Consider the following 21,922-nt stretch of genomic DNA (forward strand, 5'->3'; position numbering starts at 1 on the left):
CCTGGCTGGCCGAGTTGTAACGGTGATCGAATTGCTGGTGCGGGCAGGCTACGTCTTGCCCCGCTGGGCTTGAGAAGATGATTTCTTCCGAACCCGCGGCCCGCGCCGGGCAACTCAATGCAATTTTCATCCTGGATGTTTCTGCTTATACCGGGCCGCTGCTTTCCGGATGGATCGAGGCGGGAAACCGTGTTGGTGCGATCATCGTGCCTGGTTTTCAACGCCCATCCAGAGGCTTCAGCATTGGCAATTTTCGGCGCAGGCTGAGGCGCCGGCTTTTGCTCAGGCGCCATCTCGGCAACACGCCGGTAAAGCTGATCGAATTCCGCCGGCCTTACGACTGGAACGAGCTTGCCCGGCAATTGCCTGACATCGCCGCGGATGTGCTGATCTGCTTCGCTTTCCCGACCTTGATCCCGCAGCAGCTGCTCGACCTCTTTCCCAAGGGCGGGCTTAATTTTCATCCGGCGCTGCTGCCCAACTACCGGGGGCCGCATCCTCTCCATCGTCTTGTCGCGGATGGCCAGCATGCCGTCCATGGTGGCGTGACACTGCATAGGATGTCGGCCAATTTCGACGACGGCGACATCCTCGGACAAGTGCCGTTCACCGAAGCAGACTGGGCATCGCGGCGGGATATGGTGGACAGCGTGGCGAGCGCTATGCGCCGGTTGGTGCGCGAGGTGGCGCCAGCCTATTGCAAGAATCTGGTGTCGGGGATGCGGCAGCCAGCCGGTGATTTCGTCTGGGCTCGACTTGAGCGGGACCACATGGCGATTTCGTCCGACATGTCGATCGGGCACGTTGCCCGGATGTGGCACGTATTGGGCGCTAAACCCGGTATCTATCTGGATGTCGCCGACCGCCAGGTCAGGCTGGCCTTCCAGGTCAGGCGACTGGGTCCGCCAACCGGAAAGGGTCCGGTAAGGCGATGGGGGACGGTGGAGTTCGATCTTGCCAACGGCCGGGTTCGGCACCTCACCTACGGGCGCCTGCTCAAACGGCTGATGAAAATATACGCCTCGTTCCCACGCCCCCGGGCCGGCAAACCGTACGCTGAATTAAGGGTCTTTGGCCGGGTGGGCAGTGAAGCGGCACCACAGCCGCCAGCGAGTAGTCGCGGACACTGAATCCCAATAGTGGGAACCGCGGAAACTGCGTCCGCGGTTCCCATATCGCGATGGCAAACTACTTTCCGCAGTTGTTGTCATTCACGGTCGGCGCGGTGGCGTTGCCGTTGGCGTCCGTCTGTGCACCCTGCGGGTTGGTCGGGCAATTCTTGTCCGCATTGGAATTCATGTCGCCCGGCGTGGTGGTCGTGCTGTTGGTCGCGCCCGGATCGATCGTACTGGGCGCCGGGGTGCTTGGGTCCACAGTGACGGACTTGCCGCTGCCGCCGGACCCATCCGCGCCCGCCGCGCTATTGCTTTGCGCCATGGCGGATGTTGCAACGGCAATGGTCAAGGCCGAAGCCGCGAGGATTTTCGTGAACATGATTTGTCTCCATTTTCTGTGAACTCGTCGCCGGGAACGGTGCACGGTTTCGCGGAAATCATGAACCGCTCTATCTCTTGCTTTGACACAATCCCGAACGGAAAATTGATCCTGGAATCGCGTCCAGCGACTGGTGGGACAACCCCTCGGAATGGCGAAGGTTCCGACAAATTTCCCCGCCGGCGATGCCCAATTGTCCTGGAGCTCGGGCAATGCTTTGGCGCGGCTTGCCAAAAAACAGCTTTCCCAACCGTCCTAATGATGCTTTAACGCGCCTATCCACAGGGGTGCTCCGTACGGTCGGGGCTGAGACGGGGGCGGCAAGCCCACAGACCCTAGAAGCTGATCTGGGTAATACCAGCGGAGCGAGGCGGGCGATGTTTTCAGGCGCACAGGTTTCCCTATATCCAATGGCCGACGATTTCGTCGACATCATTCTGGGCGCGCTCGGCGCGCTCGATCCGTACCGCGATAAGCTCAGGATCGAGACCGACGACATTTCGACCTTGCTGGTCGGGCCCCCCGAGGTGTTATTCCCTGCGCTGCGCGACCTTTTCGTGGCCGTGTCTGGCAGCGGCAGGCATTGCGTGCTGTCAGCCACCATTTCGCGTGGCTGCCCAGGCGAGCCGGATGACCTGATCTGCCGCTCCGACACGTTCGGCGGACCTGCCGGGCCACTCGGCCCGCGCAAGCAAGCCGCCATCACCGCGGTGCGCGGCGCGCCGGCCACTGGCCAGCCGGCGGCGGCGCAGTTCTCGCTCTATGTGATGGGCACTGACGACCACATGGACGAAATCTATGGCTGCATAGATTTCCTGAAGCAGTCCGGCGTCTACGATCGCTCCAAGAATTTCTGCACCAAGCTGCGCGGCGATGCCGGCGCGATCTTCTCTGCCCTCGATGAAGCCTTCTGCCGCTTCGGGCCCGGCGCCGGCCATGTAACCCTCGATGTCACGGTCTCGGCCAACAGTCCCACCGCCGTCTGAACCGCTCGTGGTCTCATCGTCATTCAACCCGCGTAACGTCGCGGGCTTCTTCGCAAAAACAGCGCCGGCCGTGATATCGATCGGTTTGGTGCTCGTGGCCTGGGAACTGTACGCAAACATTTCCGGCATTAAGCCGACGGTTCTGCCGGCGCCCTCGCGCGTCTTCGAACAGGCGATGCTCAATCGGGAAGCCTTGGTCGACAACGCCATTCCCACGGTCCGCGCCACGCTGATCGGTTTTGCCTGTTCGCTCAGTGCCGCCTTCGCCCTGTCGATGCTGGTCGACTTCTTCCAGCCTTTGCGGCGAGCGCTGTTTCCCATCTTCATAGTCAGCCAGACTTTGCCGCTGGTCGCCATCGCGCCATTGGTGGTGCTGTGGTTCGGCTTCGGGCTGACGCCCAAGATCATGCTGGTGGCGCTGGTCACCTTCTTCCCGATGCTGGTCGCGCTGGTGCAGGGCTACGAGGCTACCGAGGTGGAGATCGGTCAGATGCTGCGTGCCATGGGAGCAGGGCGTTGGCGTGTCTTCATGCTGGCACGATTGCCTTCGGCGCTGCCTTATTTCTTCGCTGGCCTCAGGATATCCATCACCTATGCCGTCGTCGGCGCCATTTTCGCCGAATATGCGGGCGCGGCCAAAGGGCTGGGCATCTACATGCTCAACGCCAAGAACAATTTCCGTCCCGACCTGGTGCTCGCCGCCGTCTGCGTCAGCGCAGCGCTCACCCTTGTCCTGTTCGGGCTGACGATGCTGCTGCAGCGTCTTGCCATGCCCTGGGAACGAGCTGCTGGCAGGCAAGGCCCTGGAAAAGGTCCAGAAGCATGAGCCGGCTCGAATTGCGGCATGTTCGCAAGGCGTTTGGCGGGCTCGATGTGCTCGCCGACATTTCGCTTCGTGTCGATGCCGGCGAATTCGTCTCGATCCTTGGACCTTCGGGAGCCGGCAAGTCGACGCTGTTCCAGCTTCTGACCGGCGCCGAGCATGGCGAGGGTGAGATGTTCTTCGACGGCGTGCCGCTCGACGATCACGGCAGGCATTTCGCCTTCATGCCGCAGCGCGACGCGCTGATGCCGTGGCGGCGCATCCTCGACAACACCACGCTCGGACTCGAGGTGCAAGGCGTCAGCCGCAAGGCGGCACGGAAGCGTGTGGCTCCGCTGTTTGCCGAATTCGGCCTTGCCGGCTTCGAGTGGCACTTTCCAGCGCAGATCTCGGGCGGCATGCGCCAGCGCACGGCGCTTTTACGTACCGTGGTGCAGGAACGCGATATGTTGCTGCTCGACGAGCCGTTCGGCGCGCTCGACGCACTGACCCGTGCGGCCCTGCAGCGCTGGCTCGAACAGATGTGGCGGCACCACCACTGGACGGCGTTGCTGATCACTCATGACGTGCGCGAAGCCCTGTTCCTGTCCGACCGCATCTATGTGCTGTCCGCGCGGCCTGCCCGGGTCGTGCGTGAGATCAAGGTGCCGCTGCCGCGCCCGCGCGATTCCGCCAGCGCGGCCACGCGGCGGGCCGGGGCACTCGAGGCCGAGATTCTCGACATTTTGCTCAACCCCCAGCCATCCAAAGGACATGACCATGATTGACTTGACGCGCAGGCAAGCCCTGCTGCTCACCCTTGCCGGCAGCGTACCGCTGATCACCGGATCGAGCCGTTCCTTCGCGGCAACGCGGACGGTCACAGTCGCCCTCGACTGGACGGTCAACACCAACCACATCGGCCTGTTCGTCGCCCGCGATAAGGGATTTTATCGGGAAGCCGGCATCGAGGTCGACATCCTGCCCTACAGCGATACCGGTGCCGGCACGCTTGTCGCCAACCATGTCGCCGATTTCGGGATCAACGGCACCATCAGCCTGTTCACCCAGAAGACCGCGGGGGCCGATCTGAAGGGCGTCTATGCCGTCGTGCAGTCCGAGACAGGCCGGCTGGTGTTCAATGCCGCGCGCAGCGAAATCAAAAGCCCGAAAGATCTGGATGGCCTGACCTATGGCGGTTTCGGCAGCGCCTGGGAGACCGCGCTGATCTCGACCATCATCCGTCACGACGGCGGCAAGGGCGATTTCGAGACGGTGACGCTGGGCACTTCCGCCTACGAGGCGCTGGCCAACGGTTCGGTCGACTTCACGCTGGAAGTGTCGACCTGGGAGGGCGTCGAAGCCGAACTCAGGGGCGTTAAGCAGCGCAGTTTCGTCTATGCCGACCATGGCGTCCCCGATGAGCACACCACGCTTATCTCTTCGAGCGAAGCGTATCTCCAGGCGAACCCCGAATTGTCGTCATCCTTCATCCAGGCAACGCGGCGCGGTTACCAATTCGCCGTCGATCATCCAGGGGAGGCCGCCACGCTGCTGATAGCCGCCAACAAGGATGCCCTGACGAATCCGGCCTTGGTCCACGCCTCGCTGAAGGCACTGCTCGAGGGCAATTATCTACGCGGGCAAAATGGTGCCATCGGGACGTTGGACCCTGCCAAGATGGAAGCGATCGGCAACTACCTCTTCGCCGCCGGCATTCTGCGCGACGCCGACGGTAAGGTTCTGCCGCAGAGCCCGGATTTCGCCAGGTATTTCAGCAACGCATTTCTGGGGTAGCTGGCCAATCCCTTAAGGAGAGGATCAACTCGGGCGAAACCCATTCCTGGCGATCCTCGAAGCGGAGACAATCTGCACGGCCGTGCCTTGTGTCTCTTTCGGCGGCGCCGTCGCCGTTTCTGATGCCGATATGATCTTCTCGGTTAACCGCACAGCAATGGTTGCGTGCAAAGGTCCCTCCGAGGGATGATCGGGGTTCTTGCCTTGCTTGCACCAAAAAGCGAAACGCTTCCGCGCGTCAACCAGGGCGGGATGATATCCGAAGCGCGCAAGCGCGAGATCCTGGCCGACTTGCGCGAAGGCTTCTTTCGCATTTGTGCGCTCGCATGCGCCGCGCTGTTTGTGTACCGGGGCGTGTATCACTTCGTGCAGGATCCCACCCGGTTCAATATCGCGCTCGTGGCGGTCTCCGAGACGCTCACCTTTACCTGGCTGCTGCTATCGCGGCGGCCGGTGACGCGTGACTGGAGCCCGCTTGCGGTAGTCGCTTCGGTGACCGCCAGTTTTGGTGTCGCCTTGATCACCATGGAACCGGGCATCCCCATCATCCCCATCTATGTCGCCGCGCCGCTGCAGTTCCTGGCACTGTGGTTCGTCATCTGGGGAAAGCTGTCGCTGGGTCGTTCCTTTGCCATCCTGCCCGCCAATCGCGGCGTGATGACCGGCGGCGCCTACCGCCTGGTGCGGCATCCGATCTATGCCGGTTACCTTACCGGCCATGTCCTTTACCTGCTGTCGGCCTTTTCCTTCTACAATCTCGCCGTCTATGCGGTTATCACCTATCTGCAGGTGTACCGCATTCTGCGCGAGGAGGCCTTGCTTGCCGCGGAACCGGAGTACCGCTCTTATATGGAGCGCGTGCGCTATAGGCTGTTTTACCGGATATTCTGAAGGCCAGACTGTCACGCGAGAGTGGCCGGTCCTGTTTGATCCAGAGTTGGCCAACAGGGCTCCTTAGCGGCTAGTGGTCCGGAACTGCTCCGCAGGTGAGGTGCTGTATCCTGGCTGTTCGGTAGCAAGCAGCCTGGCACCAAATCATCGGCTCTCCAACAGCTGGCTCTAAATCGTTTTTTCTCGTAAACTTCTCAAAATATAGACATTGCAAACGTCTGCCATTAGATATTTTCTACAAGTATATTATATTTTTATTATCATTACCGCTTTCTTGTTTCGACAGTTAATACCATGCCGCTCACATGTATAGCGTGAATTGAAACTCAAAACTCTCTTCGACGTAGTTGCCATCGCAATCGGCTGCATGCCGACTGCCTAGCGCAACGACAACAGGAGAGTGTTATGGCCTTTACCATCAAGACAGTCGCCAGTGTGTTGGCGGGTAGTGCAATAGTCTTGGTTCTGTCCGTGCCAGCAAACGCAGCAGGTCTTGGCGTCGGTGTCGGCGCCTCGGTTGGCGGTAGCGGCGGTGTCAATGCCGGTGTCGGCGCCTCGGTCGGCGGCGGTGGCGGCATCAATGCCGGCGTCGGTGCCTCGGTCGGCGGCAGCGGTGGCGTCAATGCCGGAGCCGGCGCCAATGTCGGCGGCTCGAGGGGCGTCAGCGCCGGGCTCGGCGCGTCGGTCGGCGGCAGCAATGGCGTCAATGCAGGAGCCGGCGCCAATATCGGTGGTTCGGGCGGCATCAACGCCGGGCTCGGTGCCAATGTTGGCGGAACGGGTGGCATCAATGCGGGGCTTGGCGCCAGTGTTGGCGGCGCCGGTGGCATTGGTGTCGGCGCGGGCATCGGCAACGGCACCAATCCCAGCAATCCGTCCAACCCGAACAACCCATCCAATCCCAATCACCCCAACGTTCCTGGTGTCGTGGCCCAGATGTCAAGCTCGCAGGTGACGCGCATGAAGAAGCGCTGCGTCGATGTCCTCAGCAGCGAAGGGACCTATGACCGCGACTTGCGGCAGCTCTGCCTGCTGATCGCACGCCGCTGAGGCTGAGGGAGGTTGCGGAACCAGCCGTAGGCCTGACCGCACTCTCCTGGCCTCCGGCCGGTTGGTAAGCCCGCCGTCCAGGCGGGCTTTCTGCGTTGCGGGCTGTGTGTTCCGTAGCCGCAATAGTCCAGCGGAACGCCAGCCCCTCTAAAACGTTCATACCTTGCGACATCCGAAATGGCGCGATGTTGAACCAGCGCGAAAGCGCGCATTCAGGAGCAGGGAAGGCCATGGGTCTCGGAACGATACTTATCATTATTCTAATCCTCGCGCTGCTCGGCGGCTTCAGCGGTCTGGGCGGTGGCCCGTTCTACGGAACCGGTTACTATGGCGGTGGCGGTCTCGGACTTGTGTTGATCATCGTCATCATCCTTGTCGTCCTGGGACGCATCTAGCCGGCTCCTCTTGTGTCGCCGGCGTCGCGGTCCCGTGAGCGAACCCGCGCCGGCGTGCACTGGAATGTGATGGAAGCAGGCCGGCTTGTGATCATGCGCCCCGCAGGACGGCTGTATGGTGATTGCGGTCCACACCCCCCGTGGAAACAAGAGGAGAGGGTCCCACCCCTTCATCCTCCTCCAAGGCCCGCCCCGGTTCCCGGAGCGGGCTTTCGTTCTTCTGCAAAGCGATTGCCTTCGGTCTTTCTGCCGCTCTCGGCCACGGTCTTTTTTCTCCGTCATGACCGACCTGCCGCTGACGGGAAAGCCGTGGGCGTTCACGCTGGGCAATTACGCCGCCTTCTTCTCGCAGAATCTCTATCTGACGCTGCTGCCGGCTTCACTCCGCCTCGGCCTCGAGGTGACGGGCTATCGACGACTCGCTGATCGAAGCCGGGCGCTCGCTCGGCCTCGCGGCTGCGCCGGCCAGACGTTGAAAGTCATCGTCCAAAATACTGGCGCCGACAGGCTGGTGGAAGGTCAGGATGTGGTGCTGCGCTGGTCGCCGGAGAGCACAGTGCTGATTGCGGCGGCGGGCTGATCGTCGTTTCGGCTCTTGCCAGACCGCTGACAATGAGGAACGCATAGCCGGGCCCAAGTTAAGCCCGGAGCACCTTGATGACGCTTGACCTGACGGCCCGCGACCAATCCATGCTCGATGGCGAGCAAGGCCCAGCCGCGGCCGCCGCCATGAAAATCCTCGTCGCCTTCTCGAACGCGGTTGGGGCCGGCAGCCTGCTCGACATCTCAGGCGCCCATATCGATGGCTGTCTCTATCACGGCAAGGCAGGGCTCGATTTCGTCGAGCGGCTGGTCGAGGGAAGCGGACGTGTCCGGGTGCCGACGACGCTCAATGTCGGGTCGTTCGACCTTATTCATCCCGGCATGGTCAAGATGCCGGCGGCTGAAGAGATGCCGGCGCGGCGGTTGATGACGGCGCATCTGGAACTTGGCTGCCAGGCCACATTCACCTGTGCCCCCTACCAGACGCGGTTCCGGCCTGAATTCGGCCAGCAGATCGCCTGGGGCGAGTCCAATGCCATCGTTTTCGCCAATTCGGTGATCGGCGCTCGCACCAACCGCTATGGCGATTTCATCGACCTGTGCTGTGCCATGACGGGTCGCGCACCGGGCTGGGGCCTGCATCTCAGCGAGAACCGGCGCGGCCGCATCCTGTTCGAGCTGGATGTTGCCGACGGGGAGCCGAGCGACAGCCTGTTCGTCGGCGTCGGGCTGATCATCGGGCAAGCCAGTGGGGACCGCATTCCTGTGATCGTCGGTCTGCCGCAACCGCGCGACGAGGACCAGTTGAAGGCGCTGGGCGCGGCGGCGGCAACGACCGGCGCGGTGGCGCTGTTCCATGCGGTCGCGATCACGCCGGAAGCGCGGACGCTCGACGAGGCGTTCCATGGCCATGCGCCGGAAGAGACGATCCGCATCAGCCGCGCCGATATCGACCATGCGCTGGCCAGACTGTCTGGAGTGCCCGACGGCGCGCTGCTTTCAGCCGTGTCACTGGGCACGCCGCACTTTTCCCACCAGGAATGGATGCGCCTGTTGCCGCTGCTGCGTGCGGTGGCGCCGGGCAGGGGCATCCCGATCTATGTCAACACCGGCCGCGCGACGCTGACACAATTGCAGGAGGAGGGGGCATTGGCTGGCATGGAGGCGTTCGGCCTGGTCCCGGTCGCTGACACCTGCACCTATGTCACCTCGATTCTCGAGCGTCTCGACGGCGTGGTGATGACCAATTCCGGCAAATGGGCGCATTATGCGCCGGGCAATATCGGCGTGACCGTCGCCTTCGCCGAAATGAAGGATTGCATCCGCTCCGCCGCCGCAGGGCACGTCGTGCGGAGCGGCTCATGACGCGGTCGATTGAAGTGAAGGTCGTTGAAAGAGCCGGCACACTCCAACTGGCCGGTGCCGCCGAGGGCGAGGCGCTGGTGTTCTCGCAACCGCTCAGCTTCTGGGGCGGCATAGACGCCGAGACCGGCGACATAACGGATCATTCGCACCCAGGCCTTGGCCAGAATGTCTCCGGCAAGATACTGGTCATGCCGAGCGGGCGAGGGTCCTCGTCTTCTTCCTCTGTCTTGGCCGAGGCAATCCGCAGGGGCACGGCGCCGGCCGGCATTCTTCTGGAACGGCCGGACCCGATCCTTGCCGTTGGCGCCATCGTCGCCGAGTTCCTCTACGCGATCAGCATGCCGCTGGTGGTTTGCGACATTGGGGGCATTGTTTCCGGCGAGCGGATCGCGATCGATGTGGGCGGTGATGGCGGGGCGATTGTCCGCAAGGTCAGGAAATGAGCACGCGCTGATAGGGTGAGCGCTGCATCCGGCTGCCGCCTGCCTCTAGGACGCGCCAACCTACCGGCCGATCAGGCCTGTCATTACTCCAAATGATCTAACCGACACCGCCTAAATCCTTGTTTTGTGCGTGCCGAGCCAAGTGCTGCGCGCGCCTCAAATCTCCGGGATGTTCTCCTTGAAGATCACCTGCAGCCTCGGCTGGTGCAATTCATAGGGGAGGCCCCGGACGGCGTGGGTCAGGATGTTGAGCGCCTCACGGGCTTCGACGCGCGGGTTCTGGTCGATGACGGCGTCGAGCGTGCCGTCGAGCAGCAGTTCCTTGGTGCCGTCCGTCGCCTCGTGGCCGAGGAAAACCATGGATTGCGCACGGCCGCGTTCCTTCAGCGCACGCGCTATGCCGGTGTTGCCGGCGCCGACATTGTAGATCGCGGCAAGGTCGGGGTGGCGTTCCAGAAGGGCTGACGCCTCCGAATAGGCCTTTTCGCGGTCGTCGAGCATTTCGCGCATCTCGACGATCTCCAGATTGGGGGATTCCTCGGTCAATATGTGCCGGAAGCCCATCTCGCGTTCCTCGTGGCCACGATAGGACAGCGAGCCTGCAAACAGCGCCACCTTGCCGGGGCGCCCCGGTCCCATGAAACGGTTGAGCAGATAGCCGGCCAGCCGCCCGGCGGCGCGGTTGTCGATGCCGATATAGGCAACCCTTGGCACATGCAGGATGTCGGAGGCGATGGTCACCACCTTGACGTCGTTGGCCGATAGCGAGCGGATCGCCTCGCGCACCGTCGGATGGTCGAGCGCGATGACACCGACGCCTTGCGTCTGGCCGCGCAAATCCTGCAGCAGGCGGGCGAGCCGGTCGGGATTGAAGCCCTCTATGGTGGCGATATGGACGTCGAGATCGGCGCGCGCCAGGGCTTGTGCCTCGATGTGGCGGTGCAGCATCTTGATGAAGGAATTGGTGCCGGCCGGCAGCGCGAAGTCGAGCCGGATGACCTCGCCGGGCACCGGCCTGGGCGGAGCCCCGTTCGGGCCTTCGGCGATGTAGCCGAGGCGCTGCGCCATTTCGAGCACGATCTCGCGTGTGCGCGCCCGCACGCCGGGGCGATTGTTGAGCACGCGGTCGACGGTGGCGGCGGAGACGCCGGCTTCCCGGGCTATGTCGGTCAGGGTGGAACGCACCGTCTCATCTCCTCAATGCATCAGGGATGACGCAGTGCCGGCTGGCGGCTGATTGCGCCCAACGCCCCGCGATCCGCGATTCTGATGGGAAATGATGTATCCGGCCTTGGCCGATGCGCAAGCCGCCAAGCTAAATCAACTCGTCCGGCACGATCGCGTCGGAAAGGGAGATCACATTTCCCATCAAATCGGCGCATTCGGAGGGGTCTATGAACCCTGGTATGACGCATTTCCTCACTCTATGCGATGTTGTGATGTATTTTGATTATTAATGATGTTGACAGCCTTCTGATCCTGCCGTCAATATCCCTCATGGGCTCGTGGAGGAAACATTGGGCCTGAGGGAGGAATTCCAATGTCTGATTTGATCCGCATCTCGCGGCGCCGGTTGCTGGCGTCCGGAGGAAAGGCGGCGGTGTTCGTGGCCGCCGCAGGTATCGCTCCGCAATTCATTCGTCCCGGCCGCGCCTTCGCGGCCGATGCGCTCGCGCCTGGCATGATCGGCGGCCCGACGGGCTTCGACGGAGCCGAACGCTATCAATACGGTCCCGACACACCGGAGGGCCGCGCCATCGAGGCCGCCAAGGCTTTGAAGGGCGCCGGCAAGGCGCCGGCCAAGATCGTGCTTGGCCTGTCGGACGGCTCGATCGGCCAGCTCACCCAGCCTTTTCCGGCCGGGGCGCCGTCGATCAAGGAGCTGTGGGAAAAGGAAACCGGGATCCCGATCGAGATCGTCGGTCTGCCGAACGGCCAGGAATTCACCAAAACCATGCAGGACATCTCCACCAAGGGTGGGGCCTACGACATCTATTCGACCGAGTGGAATCGCCTTGGCGATCTCGCCGAGACCGGCGGCATCGCCAAGCTCGACGACTTCGTCGCCCAGTACAAACCCGAATGGGACGATCCCAAGACCGGCTATGTCGACGGCGCCAAGGGTGTATCGCTGCTCAACAAATATCGCGGCTCCAACTATGGCGTGTCGTTGGACGGCGACTTCCAAACCTGGGTCTATCGGACCGATCTGTTTGGTGACGAAGCCGAGAAGAAGGCCTTCAAGGACAAATACGGCTACGATCTGGCGCCGCCGAAAACCTGGAAGCAGCACGGCGATATCGCCGCCTTCTTCCAGCGTCCGGACAAGGGCCTGTTCGGCTCCACCGACCTGCGCAACCAGGGCTGGGGCTATACCAACTGGTACCAGCGCTATGTGTCGATGGCCTCGCCCAACCAGTTCCTGTTCGGCGACGACGGCAAGCCGCTGATCAATTCCGAGCATGGCATCGCCGCCACCAACGAATATGTCGAATCGCTGGTCCATCATTCGCCGGACGCGATCTCGTGGGGCTGGCCGGAGCAGTACGGCAATTTCGCCAAGGGGGGCGCGGCGATGACCTGTGCGTTCTCCAACCTGCCGAAATTCCTCGACAATGCCAGCAACAAGGACTCCAAGGTCACCGGCAAGATCGGCACGATGCTGCCGCCCGGCCGCGAGATCGACGGCAAACTCATCAGCCGCTCCGTGTTGTGGTTCTCGCTGACCGGCATGGTCTCGTCGCAGTCGAAAAACCAGGAGGTCGCCTATCTCCTGCTGCAATGGCTGGGCTCGGCCCGCATCTATGCCTGGATGAGCGCCAACCCCGGCGGCTATCTCGATCCGTTCCGGCTTTCGGACTTTTCCGATCCGCTGGTGCGCCAGACCTACCACGCCTACCACATGGACGTGGTGCGCGAGACGGTCGCCCGTACGGTGCCGACCATCAACTATCCCGGCGCCACCGCCTTCCACAATGCGCTGGACGAAAACCTGATGGCTTCGCTGACCAAGGCCAAGACGTCGGAGCAGGCGATGGCCGACACGGAAGCCGAGTGGAAGAAGATCGCCCGGCGCATTGGCGAGGACAAATTGCTCGAAGCCATCAGGACCAACAAGGAGGCATGGCCGACCGTTCTCGATCCGATCAGCTGATCCATCTCCCTGGATCAAAGCCGGAGGGGAGGAGCATCCGCTCTTCCCCGGCGCCACCAGCAAAAGCAGCCAGATGAAGCGTTCCGTCCCCTTCGAGATATTCCGCTACGCCGCGATCCTCGCGGCGATGGCCGTCACGCTGGTGCCGATCCTGTGGATGGTGTCGATGGCCTTCAAGCCGATCGCCGAATGGTCGGCGACGGGAGCGGACCTGACATGGTGGCCGAAGAACCCGACGCTCAGCAATTTCCAGTTCGTGTTCGGCGAGTCCACCAACAATCTGATCGTCGCGCTCGACCGCACCGCGCTGAAGCCGATCCTATCGTCGCTTCTGTCGGCGGTATTCGGCACCGCGATCGCCATGTCGGCGGGCACCGCCGCCGCCTATGGCCTGTCGCGCTTCGGCTCCGGCCAGAACCTGCCGCTGGCGCTGATCCAGCTCAGGCTGTTTCCGCCGATGGCCGTCATGATCCCCGTCATGATTATGTGGGCCTTCCTGAATTTCACCGACAGCTGGTGGGGGCTGGCGCTGATCTACGGCATCGTCACGCTGCCGTTCGCTTTCTGGCTGATGAAGACCTTCTTCGACGACATGCCGCGCGAGATCGAGGAGGCCGCCTTGGTCGAGGGCTGCTCGCGGCTGCGCGTCTTCACCCGCATCACGCTGCCGATGATGCGCGCGCCATTGGCGAGTGCTGCGCTGTTCGTCTTCATCCTCAACTGGTCGGACTATCTGATCGCGCTGCTTCTGACGACGCGCGAATGGGTGACGATCCCCGTCTACATGGCCTCGCTGTCCTCGTCGATGACCGGCCAGCTCTATGGCGCCAAGGCCGCACTCGGGCTGATCGCGGCGGTGCCGCCGGTCATCATGGGCATCGCCATCCAGCGCCATCTGGTGCGCGGGCTGACTTTCGGAGCGCTCAAGCAATGAGCGCGGTGGTTGCGACGATTTCGGAGGGTGAGATGGACGCGGCCCGCGCAAAGCCGGCGCTGCGCGACGAAGGCATGCGGCTGGGCTCTCGCCTGACCTTGCCGGCGCAGATCCTGGTGCTGTTCATCTCGGCCTTTCCACTCTTGATGCAGCTCTACATCAGCGTCACCGACTGGTCGCCACTCTCGGGCCTCGGCTGGTGGAACGCCTGGGAGATGTGGAACAGCTTCGCCAACTACACCGACCTTGCCGCCGACGCGCGCTTCTGGAGTGCGCTGAAGCGCACGGTCATCGTGATGGTCGTCTGCGTGCCGGCCGAGTTCCTGTTAGGCTTGGCGCTGGCGACGCTGTTCGCCGACGATTTTCCGGGCAAGCGCATCTTCTATTCGGTCCTCCTGATGCCGATGATGGTGGTGCCGGCGGTGGCCGGCTACATGTTCTTCATGCTGTTCCAGTCCGGCGGCCCGGTGAACGACATCCTGTCGGCAATCACGGGCACGCAAGTCACCATTGCCTGGCTGTCGGATCCGACACTGGCGCTGATCGCGGTGATGATCGCCGACATCTGGCAGTGGACGCCGCTGATGTTCCTGATCCTGCTGGCCGGCCTGGTCGGAGTGCCGGAGGACCAGATCAAGGCGGCAACGCTGCTCGGCGCCAATCCCTGGCAGCGCTTTACCACCATCGTGCTGCCGAAGATGAAGACGATCATCATCATCGCGCTGGCGATAAGGGTGATCGAGAACTTCAAGATCTTCGACACGCTGTACATCATGACCGGCGGCGGCCCCGGCGTCGCCACCGAAACGATCTCCGTCTACATCTACAAGGTCACCACGCAGGATCTGATCTGGGGCTATGTGGCGGCGATCGCGCTCGCCATCCTGGTCGTGCTCTCCATCGTCGCCGTGTTCGCCATGAAGCGCATGGCCCGGGCAAGGCAGGTGGCGGCATGAGCACGATCCAGCTCAAGCACCTCACCAAGACATTCGGCGACTTCACGGCGCTGAAGACCATGGACCTCGATATCGCCGATGGCGAGTTCATGGCTCTGCTGGGGCCTTCAGGCTGCGGCAAGTCGACGACGATGAACATGATTGCCGGAATGGAAGAGCCGACCAGCGGCAAGATCCTGTTTGGCGAGCGCGACATGGCCGGCGTGCCGATGGGCCGGCGCGGCGTTGGCTTCGTGTTCCAGAACTACGCGATCTTCACCCATATGACGGTGCGCCAGAACCTTGCCTACGGGCCAAGGATGCGTGGCGCCGCCACGGTCGAGATCGATCGTCGCGTCGGCACGATTGCCGAGCTGCTGCAACTGACGCCGCTGCTCGACCGCAAGGCCGACCGGCTGTCGGTCAACATACTGCAGCGCGTGGCGATCGGCCGCTCGGCAATCATGGAGCCGGCGATCTTCCTGCTCGACGAGCCGCTGTCCAATGTCGACGCCGCCTTCCGCGCGGTGATGCGCACCGAGCTGAAACAGCTGCAGCGCCAGTTCAAGCAGACCATGGTCTACGTCACGCACGACCAGCTGGAAGCCATGACCATGGCCGACCGTATCGCGGTCATGGACCACGGCGTGCTGCAGCAGGTCGGCACGCCGCTCGAGGTCTACAACAATCCGGCCAATGTCTTCGTCGCCCGCTTCATCGGCGCGCCGGGCATGAACCTGCTCAAGGGCCGACCTGCGGAGAGCGACCGGGGTCTGGTCGTCGATCTCGGGGCGCTGGGCATCACGCCGCCATTACCCGACGAGCTGGCGGCGGCCATGCGTGGCGCACGCGACGAGGTGCTCTACGGCTTTCGGCCGGAACAGGTGGCCCTGGCGGAGAATGGACGCGGGCTTGCCATGCCTGTCACTTTCGTCGAGCGCATCGGCGCGCGCACCATCGTTCACCTCGGCCAGGGCGACGGCGCCGTGAAAGCGGTCTTCGACAATGATGTCGGGCTGTCGATAGGGCAAACCGCGGTCGTCGCACCCGCGGCGTCGTCAGTGCGGGTCTTCGACGCCGTTAGCGGCCTTGCGATGAGAGCGGGTTGAGCCATGGCCGACATCGTCTTCCGCAATGTCACGAAACGCTACAGCACGATGCTCGCCGTCGACGACGCCTCGTTCACTGTCAACGACAACGAGTTCTTCTGCTTCTTCGGGCCGCCGCTGTCGGGCAAGTCGACAATCCTGCGCCTGGTGCTCGGGCTGGAGACGCCGGATGCCGGCGAAATCCTCATCGGCGGCAAGCCCGTCAACACGGTGTCGCCAGCAAAGCGCAATGTCGCCATGGTGTTCCAGAACTTGGCGCTGTTCCCGCATATGAGCGCGCTCGACAATGTCCGTTTCCCGCTGGTCGAGCGCCGGGTCGCCGAGGTCGATATCAAACGGCGCGTCGCCGATGTCGCGGCCAAGCTGCATATCGGCCATATCCTGCACAAGCCGCCGGCACTGCTTTCGGGCGGCGAGCGGCAGCGGGTGGCGATCGCCCGCGCCCTGGTGCGCGACCCCAACGCCTATCTGATGGACGATCCGATCTCGGCGCTCGACGCGCGGCTGCGCGAGGAAACGCGCGTCGAACTGAAGCGCATCCAGCGTGAGCTCGGCAAGACGCTGATCTATGTCACGCACGACCAGGAAGAGGCGATGTCGATCGCCGACCGCATGGCCATACTGGAAAGCGGAAGGATCCGGCAGATCGGCGCGCCGGCCGAGATCTATGATCGCCCGGCCAGCACCTACGTGGCGCGGCTGCTGGGGTCGCCTGTCATGAACATCCTCAAATCCGTTCAAGGCGAGGGCGGCATCGAGGCCGCCGAAGGCGCGATCAGCATCGCCGATCGCACGGCTCCGGCCGACGCCGTCGAGATCGGGCTGAGGCCGGAGGATATCAAGGTCAGGCCCTGGAGCGACACCGAGAAGGAGAGCCCCGGCCGCCCGGCGCGGGTGTTCGAGGTCGAGCCGCTTGGCGGCTATACCGTGGTGACACTCGCCGCCGGGCAAGCGCGGCTGAAGGCTTTGCTGCGCGGCCAGCCTGACATCAGGCCCGACGCGATGGTGGCGATATCCTGCGAGCCGGCGCGCGTGCATTATTTCGGACAGGGCGGAGGCGCGTTGGCAAGATGAACGCGGCCGCAAGGACAGGATTTTGGGGAGGAAGGCATGACAGGCAAGGGCTTCGAGCCGGATGTGAAGGTCCGCACGAAGGAATATCGGATCGGCTGCGTCGGCGCCGGCATGATCATGGCCGAATGCCATCTGGCCGCCTATAAGGACGCTGGCTTTCCGGTCGTGGCGATCGCCTCGCGTACCAAGGCGAATGCGCAAAAGGTCGCCGACCGTTGGGGTATCCCGACCGTCCACGACACCCCGGAACAGCTGATCGAGGATGCAGATGTCGAGATCATCGACCTCGCGTTTCCGCCGGACCAGCAGCCGGCGCTGATCCGCCATGCGCTGAAGCAGAACCACATCAAGGCGATCCTGGCTCAGAAGCCGCTGGCGCTGTCGGTCGAGGAAGCCGTCAAGTTGCGCGACGAGGCGGCGAAGGCCGGCAAGATACTCTCGGTCAACCAGAACATGCGCTACGACCAGTCGATGCGCGTGTTGAAGCAGCTCATCGACAGTGGCGCGCTCGGAGACATCGTCTTCGCGCAGATCGACATGCACGCCATTCCGCACTGGCAGACCTTCCTTCAGGGTTACGACCGGCTGACGCTTGCCAATATGAGCGTGCACCACCTTGACGTGCTGCGCTTCCTGTTCGGCGATCCCGATGAGATCACGACGCTGACGCGCAAGGATCCGCGCACGACATTCGACCATTCCGACGGCATCACCGTATCGACGCTGAAATTCCCGTCCGGCGTGCTCGCTGTCTCGCTGGAGGATGTGTGGTCCGGTCCGCGCCAGCAGGGCTACAAGGACGACCAGCACATCAACTGGCGCGTCGACGGCACCAAGGGGGTCGCCAAGGGCACGATCGGCTGGCCGACCGGTGCTGCTTCGACGCTGACCTATGCTTCGGCCGAAACGACCGGCGGCGAGTGGGTAACTCCAAGCTGGGAGACGATGTGGTTCCCGCATGCCTTCATCGGCGTCATGGAGCAGCTGCAGCACGCCGTGAAGACCGGTACGCCGCCGGCGCTCACCGTTGCCGACAACGTCAAGACCATGGCGCTGGTCGAAGCGGGCTATCGCTCGATGGCATCGGGCCGCACGGTCAAGCTTTCCGAAATCTCCACAAACGCAACTAACTGAAATCGCAGACAACTGAATCGCTTACAGGGAGGAATTCAAGATCATGATGCAGGCAGGTATTTTCACGGGCTATTTCCCGTACGGCCTCGAAGAGACGGCAAAGAAGATCCGCGGGCTCGGTTTCAACACGGTGCAGCTCGACCTGCACTTCAGGGATGTCGACCTGTCGGCTGGGCAGATCACCAAGGACAAGGCCAGGAAGGTGCGCGACGTCTTCCGCGACCACAACCTGCCGGTCTGCTGCGTGTCGGGCTACACCAACATCATCCATCCCGACAAGGCGGAGCGCGACAAGCGCGTCGGTTATCTCAAGGAGATCATCCGCAATGCGCGCGAGTTCGGCAGCCCTTACGTGATCTCGGAGACCGGCACCTACAACACCGAATCCGACTGGGTGCATCACCCCAAGAACAAGACCGAGGAAGGTTTTGAGGAATGCCGCAAGGTCATCGCCGATCTTGCCCAGACGGCTTACGACCATGGCGCGGTCTTCCTGCTCGAAACCTATGTCAACAACGTCGTCGGCTCGGTCGAGGAGACGGTGAAGATGTTCGCGCAGGTCGACCATCCAGGCCTTGGCCTGCTGATGGACCCGACCAATTATTTCGAGACGCACAACATCGACCGGATGGACCAGATCCTGAACCAGGTGTTCGACACGCTGACCGACAAGATCAGAATAGCGCATGCCAAGGACGTCAAGCGCTCAGGCGATGACAAGTCGGAGAAGCACGCCGACATCGGCGATGCCGACGCGATGGAAAGCCATACGTTCCGCGGGGTTGGCGAAATCGAACTGCCGGCGCCCGGCCTTGGCTCGCTGAACTACGACCTCTACCTCCAGCGGCTGGCCGAAAAGCATCCGAACATACCGGTGATCATCGAGCATCTGTCGGAAGACGACGTGCCGCGCGCCAAGACATTCCTCGACGGGAAATTCCGCGCCAACGGCCTGTGACGGCTAGCCGCGCCACCAGTGCACGGCGGCGCGGCTTCAAACAAGGGAGGAAAGAATGTTGAAATTCGCATTGAAATTGGCGGCCGCCGCGACAGTGCTCGCCGGCGTCGCCCTTGGCACGGCGGCGCAGGCGCAGGACGGCCAGAAGACCTTCTATCTCTTGTCGCATGGCGGTCCGTCGGATGCGTTCTGGATCGACTGGAACGCCGGTGCGACCAAGGCCTGCGACCAGCTCAAGGTAACCTGCAAGATTTCCTTCAGCGGCGGCGACATGGCGGCGCAGAAGGAAGCCTTCAACTCGGCGCTTGCCGCCAAGCCCGACGGCATCGCCACCACGTCCGCGCAGCCGGGCCTGTGGACGGAGGAGGTGAAAGCAGCCAAGGCGGCTGGCATCCCGATCGTGTTCTTCAACACCGACGATCCGGCGACAGGGCGGCAGGCCTATGTCGGCGCGGACCTGAAAGAAGCGGGTGTCATCTGGGCCAAATATCTGGTCGACCACAAGATGGTGAAGCAGGGCGACAAGGTTTTCCTGCCGGTCGAGGTTCCCGGCGCCAGTTACCAGCAGCTCGAGACCGAGGGCATCGCCAGCGTTTTCGATCCCTTGGGGATCAAATATGACGTGGTCGATTGCGGCACCGATCCGGCTGGCATCATCGCCAAGATGACCGACTACATGGTCGCCAACAATCCGCCGGCGATCATCGCGCTCGGCGATTCCGTCGCCGCCAGCGTCAAGCGCGTGTTCGATGGCGCCGGCGTGCCGGCGGGCAAGATCCCCGTCGTCGGCTGGGGCAATTCGAAGGAGACGGCACAAGCCGTCAAGGACGGCTTCGTCAATGCCGCCGCCTGGCAATATCCCTCTGCGCAAGGCTTCATGCCGGTGGCGCTGCTCGGGCTTGCCGCGTCAGGCGAGCCGATCGGCTACGACATCCACACTTTCGGTCTCTACGACGCCTCCAGCGTCGACCCGATTCTGAAGCTTTACGACAAGAAATGAGAAAAACAGCGCCCGCCGGAAAAGCGGCGGGCGTCTTTTCAAGCATGGTTCAAGCAGTCATGACAATTGCCGCAGAAGACGAAGTGCCGGGGGTGAAACGCAGATCGCGCCTGCTGCGCTCGCCGCAATTCTCCTCCTTCGTCATCCTCCTCATTTTGCTGGCGGTATTCGCGGTCGCCGACGCCAATTTCCTGTCGTCGCTCAACATCTCCAACATGATGGCGTTCCTGCCCGAGCTCGGCATCATCGCACTCGGCATGACGCTGCTTTTGACGGCAGGCGAATTCGATCTTTCCGTCGGCGCGGTGTTTGGGCTGGCGCCGGTGGTGGTGATGCTGCTGGTGCAAAATGGCGGGGTGGATATAGGTGTCGCGCTTCTGGCCGGGCTGCTGCTTTGTATCGCGATCGGCGCGATCAACGGGCTGATCGTCACCAAGATCGGCATCTCCTCCTTCCTGGTGACGCTGTCGATGTTGCTCGTCGTGCGCGGGGCAGCGCTTTACATTACGCAAGGCTTTCCGCTGAAATCCTGGGACCAGCCGGGCTTCTTCGTGACGCTGCTCGCCGGCAGCTTCAACATCGGCTCGTTCCGCTTCTACACCTCGCTGTGGTGGTTCATCGGCCTCTCGCTGTTTGCCATCTACATCCTGCGCTACGCCAAGCTCGGCAACTGGATCAGTGCCATCGGCTCCAATCGCAACGCGGCGGTGGCGCGCGGCGTGCCGGCCGATACGGTCAAGATCTGGCTGTTCATCGCGACTTCGGTGCTGGCCGGCCTTGCTGGCATGATCAGTGCCTTCCGCATCTCGGCCGCGTCACCGGTGGCCGGCACCGGCTATGAGCTGGAAGTGATCGCCATGGTGGTGGTGGGCGGCACGGCGCTGACCGGCGGACGAGGCACCATCCTCGGCACCATCGTCGGCGCGCTGATGCTGCGCGCCATCCGCAACGGCATCGTACTGATCGGCGTGCCGGGGCTCGCCTACAACATCTTTGTCGGCCTCATCATCCTCGCCATGCTCATCCTGCACGCTTTGCTGCAGAAGAACGCCGCAAGGGGCTGACGATGGTGCAAGAAGTACTTCGGCTGCAGAAGCTGCAAAAGTCCTTCGGCAGCGTGCGCGCGCTGAAGAACGCCTCGCTGACACTGCGGGAAGGCGAGGTGGTGGCTCTGCTGGGCGACAACGGCGCCGGAAAATCGACGCTGATCAAGGCGATCTCGGGTGTCTTCCCTGTCGATCGTGGCGACATCTTTGTACGCGGCGAAAAGGTTTCGATCCGCTCGACTCGGGATGCGATGGACCTCGGCATCGAGACCATCCATCAGGACACCTCACTGGCGCCTGATCTCAGCATCGCGCGCAATCTTTTCCTCGGCCGCGAGCCGGTCAACTTCGGCTGGCTCGGCGTGTTCGCGCCGCTCGATCTCGCGAAGCTGCGCAAAGCCGCTTCCGAACTCCTCAAGCGCGTCGGCATCTCGAAGAAACTCGACGCTGATGCGCTGGTCTCGACGCTGTCGGGCGGCGAGCGGCAGTCGATCGCCATCTCGCGCGCCATGCAGTTCGCCGCCAAGGTGATCATTCTCGACGAGCCGACCAACAATCTCGGCGTCGAGGAAACCCACGGTGTGCTGCGTTTCGTCAAGGAGGTACGCGACGCCGGCCATTCGGTGCTGCTCATCACCCACAACATCCACCATGTCTTCCAGGTCGCCGACCGCATCGTCGTGATGCGGCGCGGCGAGATCGTCGCCGAACAGACGGTCGCCGACACCGACCTCCTGACCGTGGAAAGCATCATCACCGGCGCCGACATGTCGGCCTTGCTCAAGGAGGCGAGGGCAAAGTGAAGGGCGTCG

At 62.8% G+C, this 21,922-nt stretch carries 22 protein-coding genes, 2 pseudogenes and 1 riboswitch; of the genes and pseudogenes, 22 read left to right on the forward strand and 2 right to left on the reverse strand.

Going from position 1 to position 21,922, the window contains the following annotated elements; all coding sequences use genetic code 11:
- The first annotated feature begins 77 nt into the window (after positions 1 to 77).
- Positions 78 to 1,130, forward strand: a complete 1,053-nt coding sequence (locus FJ954_RS30785; RefSeq protein WP_140665816.1) for a formyltransferase family protein — start codon at positions 78 to 80, stop codon at positions 1,128 to 1,130.
- A 58-nt stretch (positions 1,131 to 1,188) separates the two neighbouring features.
- On the opposite strand, the gene FJ954_RS30790 is transcribed toward FJ954_RS30785, so the two are convergent.
- Complete coding sequence (locus FJ954_RS30790) at positions 1,189 to 1,494, reverse strand: hypothetical protein (protein ID WP_140665819.1); 306 nt, start codon at positions 1,492 to 1,494, stop codon at positions 1,189 to 1,191.
- 273 nt (positions 1,495 to 1,767) lie between these two features.
- Positions 1,768 to 1,881, forward strand: a riboswitch (TPP riboswitch).
- Between FJ954_RS30790 and FJ954_RS30795 the strand changes: the two genes are divergently transcribed.
- The 11 genes and pseudogenes from FJ954_RS30795 (at position 1,872) to FJ954_RS30845 (ending at position 9,766) form a co-directional block, all read left to right on the forward strand.
- A complete protein-coding gene (locus tag FJ954_RS30795; protein WP_140665822.1) occupies positions 1,872 to 2,480 on the forward strand; it encodes a YkoF family thiamine/hydroxymethylpyrimidine-binding protein in 609 nt (202 codons plus the stop codon). It overlaps the preceding riboswitch by 10 nt.
- On the forward strand, positions 2,443 to 3,306 hold the full coding sequence (locus FJ954_RS30800) for an ABC transporter permease (RefSeq protein ID WP_181171275.1): 864 nt from the start codon (positions 2,443 to 2,445) through the stop codon (positions 3,304 to 3,306). Before FJ954_RS30795 ends, FJ954_RS30800 begins: the two co-directional genes overlap by 38 nt.
- Positions 3,303 to 4,070 (forward strand): ABC transporter ATP-binding protein, encoded by a 768-nt coding sequence (locus FJ954_RS30805; protein ID WP_140665825.1) that lies wholly within the window; start codon positions 3,303 to 3,305, stop codon positions 4,068 to 4,070. Before FJ954_RS30800 ends, FJ954_RS30805 begins: the two co-directional genes overlap by 4 nt.
- Positions 4,063 to 5,079, forward strand: a complete 1,017-nt coding sequence (locus FJ954_RS30810) for an ABC transporter substrate-binding protein (protein WP_015317053.1) — start codon at positions 4,063 to 4,065, stop codon at positions 5,077 to 5,079. Before FJ954_RS30805 ends, FJ954_RS30810 begins: the two co-directional genes overlap by 8 nt.
- Before the next feature lie 204 nt (positions 5,080 to 5,283).
- A complete protein-coding gene (locus FJ954_RS30815) occupies positions 5,284 to 5,970 on the forward strand; it encodes an isoprenylcysteine carboxylmethyltransferase family protein (RefSeq protein WP_224531680.1) in 687 nt (228 codons plus the stop codon).
- A gap of 405 nt (positions 5,971 to 6,375) precedes the next feature.
- Positions 6,376 to 7,020 (forward strand): hypothetical protein, encoded by a 645-nt coding sequence (locus FJ954_RS30820; protein WP_015317055.1) that lies wholly within the window; start codon positions 6,376 to 6,378, stop codon positions 7,018 to 7,020.
- 230 nt (positions 7,021 to 7,250) lie between these two features.
- Positions 7,251 to 7,415 (forward strand): DUF3309 family protein, encoded by a 165-nt coding sequence (locus FJ954_RS30825; protein WP_023769518.1) that lies wholly within the window; start codon positions 7,251 to 7,253, stop codon positions 7,413 to 7,415.
- Between the two features lie 237 nt (positions 7,416 to 7,652).
- Positions 7,653 to 7,821: pseudogene (locus FJ954_RS32400) on the forward strand (ABC transporter permease); the annotation flags it as partial.
- A 57-nt stretch (positions 7,822 to 7,878) separates the two neighbouring features.
- Positions 7,879 to 7,995 (forward strand): annotated as a pseudogene (locus FJ954_RS32405) (spermidine/putrescine ABC transporter ATP-binding protein); the annotation flags it as partial.
- Between the two features lie 77 nt (positions 7,996 to 8,072).
- Positions 8,073 to 9,323 (forward strand): aconitase X, encoded by a 1,251-nt coding sequence (locus FJ954_RS30840; protein ID WP_140665828.1) that lies wholly within the window; start codon positions 8,073 to 8,075, stop codon positions 9,321 to 9,323.
- On the forward strand, positions 9,320 to 9,766 hold the full coding sequence (locus FJ954_RS30845; protein ID WP_140665831.1) for a DUF126 domain-containing protein: 447 nt from the start codon (positions 9,320 to 9,322) through the stop codon (positions 9,764 to 9,766). Before FJ954_RS30840 ends, FJ954_RS30845 begins: the two co-directional genes overlap by 4 nt.
- A 156-nt stretch (positions 9,767 to 9,922) precedes the next feature.
- Here the strand turns inward: FJ954_RS30845 and FJ954_RS30850 are convergent, their stop codons facing one another.
- Positions 9,923 to 10,951 (reverse strand): LacI family DNA-binding transcriptional regulator, encoded by a 1,029-nt coding sequence (locus FJ954_RS30850; protein WP_140665834.1) that lies wholly within the window; start codon positions 10,949 to 10,951, stop codon positions 9,923 to 9,925.
- A 355-nt stretch (positions 10,952 to 11,306) separates the two neighbouring features.
- On the opposite strand from FJ954_RS30850, the gene FJ954_RS30855 reads away from it, so the two are divergent.
- From FJ954_RS30855 to FJ954_RS30900, 10 genes are all read left to right on the forward strand, one after another.
- Entirely contained in the window at positions 11,307 to 12,920 is a 1,614-nt protein-coding gene (locus FJ954_RS30855) for an extracellular solute-binding protein (protein WP_140665836.1), read from the forward strand.
- Between the two features lie 73 nt (positions 12,921 to 12,993).
- On the forward strand, positions 12,994 to 13,854 hold the full coding sequence (locus FJ954_RS30860; protein ID WP_015317068.1) for a carbohydrate ABC transporter permease: 861 nt from the start codon (positions 12,994 to 12,996) through the stop codon (positions 13,852 to 13,854).
- Positions 13,851 to 14,810 (forward strand): sugar ABC transporter permease, encoded by a 960-nt coding sequence (locus FJ954_RS30865; RefSeq protein ID WP_140665838.1) that lies wholly within the window; start codon positions 13,851 to 13,853, stop codon positions 14,808 to 14,810. Before FJ954_RS30860 ends, FJ954_RS30865 begins: the two co-directional genes overlap by 4 nt.
- Positions 14,807 to 15,898, forward strand: a complete 1,092-nt coding sequence (locus FJ954_RS30870) for an ABC transporter ATP-binding protein (protein ID WP_015317070.1) — start codon at positions 14,807 to 14,809, stop codon at positions 15,896 to 15,898. The genes FJ954_RS30865 and FJ954_RS30870 overlap by 4 nt, the downstream gene beginning before the upstream one ends.
- Positions 15,899 to 15,901: 3 nt before the next feature.
- Complete coding sequence (locus FJ954_RS30875; protein ID WP_140665841.1) at positions 15,902 to 16,972, forward strand: ABC transporter ATP-binding protein; 1,071 nt, start codon at positions 15,902 to 15,904, stop codon at positions 16,970 to 16,972.
- A 36-nt stretch (positions 16,973 to 17,008) separates the two neighbouring features.
- Positions 17,009 to 18,106 carry a Gfo/Idh/MocA family oxidoreductase gene (locus FJ954_RS30880; RefSeq protein WP_015317072.1) on the forward strand — a complete coding sequence of 366 codons (1,098 nt, stop codon included), beginning with the start codon at positions 17,009 to 17,011 and terminating at the stop codon, positions 18,104 to 18,106.
- A gap of 43 nt (positions 18,107 to 18,149) precedes the next feature.
- Positions 18,150 to 19,064, forward strand: a complete 915-nt coding sequence (locus tag FJ954_RS30885; protein WP_015317073.1) for a sugar phosphate isomerase/epimerase — start codon at positions 18,150 to 18,152, stop codon at positions 19,062 to 19,064.
- A 55-nt stretch (positions 19,065 to 19,119) separates the two neighbouring features.
- Complete coding sequence (locus tag FJ954_RS30890; protein WP_140620622.1) at positions 19,120 to 20,064, forward strand: substrate-binding domain-containing protein; 945 nt, start codon at positions 19,120 to 19,122, stop codon at positions 20,062 to 20,064.
- Positions 20,065 to 20,108: 44 nt separating this feature from the next.
- Positions 20,109 to 21,128 carry an ABC transporter permease gene (locus FJ954_RS30895; RefSeq protein WP_140665844.1) on the forward strand — a complete coding sequence of 340 codons (1,020 nt, stop codon included), beginning with the start codon at positions 20,109 to 20,111 and terminating at the stop codon, positions 21,126 to 21,128.
- A 2-nt stretch (positions 21,129 to 21,130) separates the two neighbouring features.
- Entirely contained in the window at positions 21,131 to 21,913 is a 783-nt protein-coding gene (locus tag FJ954_RS30900; RefSeq protein WP_015317076.1) for an ATP-binding cassette domain-containing protein, read from the forward strand.
- The last annotated feature ends 9 nt before the right edge of the window (positions 21,914 to 21,922 follow it).

It is taken from the genome of Mesorhizobium sp. B2-3-15 (assembly GCF_006442875.1).
GTDB classification, from domain to species: domain Bacteria; phylum Pseudomonadota; class Alphaproteobacteria; order Rhizobiales; family Rhizobiaceae; genus Mesorhizobium; species Mesorhizobium australicum.

Coding starts and splice junctions, on each gene's coding strand:
- FJ954_RS30785 (WP_140665816.1), top strand. CDS start 78: ATGATTTCTTCCGAACCCGCGGCCCGCGCCGGGCAACTCAATGCAATT.
- FJ954_RS30790 (WP_140665819.1), bottom strand. CDS start 1,494: ATGTTCACGAAAATCCTCGCGGCTTCGGCCTTGACCATTGCCGTTGCA.
- FJ954_RS30795 (WP_140665822.1), top strand. CDS start 1,872: ATGTTTTCAGGCGCACAGGTTTCCCTATATCCAATGGCCGACGATTTC.
- FJ954_RS30800 (WP_181171275.1), top strand. CDS start 2,443: ATGTCACGGTCTCGGCCAACAGTCCCACCGCCGTCTGAACCGCTCGTG.
- FJ954_RS30805 (WP_140665825.1), top strand. CDS start 3,303: ATGAGCCGGCTCGAATTGCGGCATGTTCGCAAGGCGTTTGGCGGGCTC.
- FJ954_RS30810 (WP_015317053.1), top strand. CDS start 4,063: ATGATTGACTTGACGCGCAGGCAAGCCCTGCTGCTCACCCTTGCCGGC.
- FJ954_RS30820 (WP_015317055.1), top strand. CDS start 6,376: ATGGCCTTTACCATCAAGACAGTCGCCAGTGTGTTGGCGGGTAGTGCA.
- FJ954_RS30825 (WP_023769518.1), top strand. CDS start 7,251: ATGGGTCTCGGAACGATACTTATCATTATTCTAATCCTCGCGCTGCTC.
- FJ954_RS30840 (WP_140665828.1), top strand. CDS start 8,073: ATGACGCTTGACCTGACGGCCCGCGACCAATCCATGCTCGATGGCGAG.
- FJ954_RS30845 (WP_140665831.1), top strand. CDS start 9,320: ATGACGCGGTCGATTGAAGTGAAGGTCGTTGAAAGAGCCGGCACACTC.
- FJ954_RS30855 (WP_140665836.1), top strand. CDS start 11,307: ATGTCTGATTTGATCCGCATCTCGCGGCGCCGGTTGCTGGCGTCCGGA.
- FJ954_RS30860 (WP_015317068.1), top strand. CDS start 12,994: ATGAAGCGTTCCGTCCCCTTCGAGATATTCCGCTACGCCGCGATCCTC.
- FJ954_RS30865 (WP_140665838.1), top strand. CDS start 13,851: ATGAGCGCGGTGGTTGCGACGATTTCGGAGGGTGAGATGGACGCGGCC.
- FJ954_RS30870 (WP_015317070.1), top strand. CDS start 14,807: ATGAGCACGATCCAGCTCAAGCACCTCACCAAGACATTCGGCGACTTC.
- FJ954_RS30875 (WP_140665841.1), top strand. CDS start 15,902: ATGGCCGACATCGTCTTCCGCAATGTCACGAAACGCTACAGCACGATG.
- FJ954_RS30880 (WP_015317072.1), top strand. CDS start 17,009: ATGACAGGCAAGGGCTTCGAGCCGGATGTGAAGGTCCGCACGAAGGAA.
- FJ954_RS30885 (WP_015317073.1), top strand. CDS start 18,150: ATGATGCAGGCAGGTATTTTCACGGGCTATTTCCCGTACGGCCTCGAA.
- FJ954_RS30890 (WP_140620622.1), top strand. CDS start 19,120: ATGTTGAAATTCGCATTGAAATTGGCGGCCGCCGCGACAGTGCTCGCC.
- FJ954_RS30895 (WP_140665844.1), top strand. CDS start 20,109: ATGGTTCAAGCAGTCATGACAATTGCCGCAGAAGACGAAGTGCCGGGG.
- FJ954_RS30900 (WP_015317076.1), top strand. CDS start 21,131: ATGGTGCAAGAAGTACTTCGGCTGCAGAAGCTGCAAAAGTCCTTCGGC.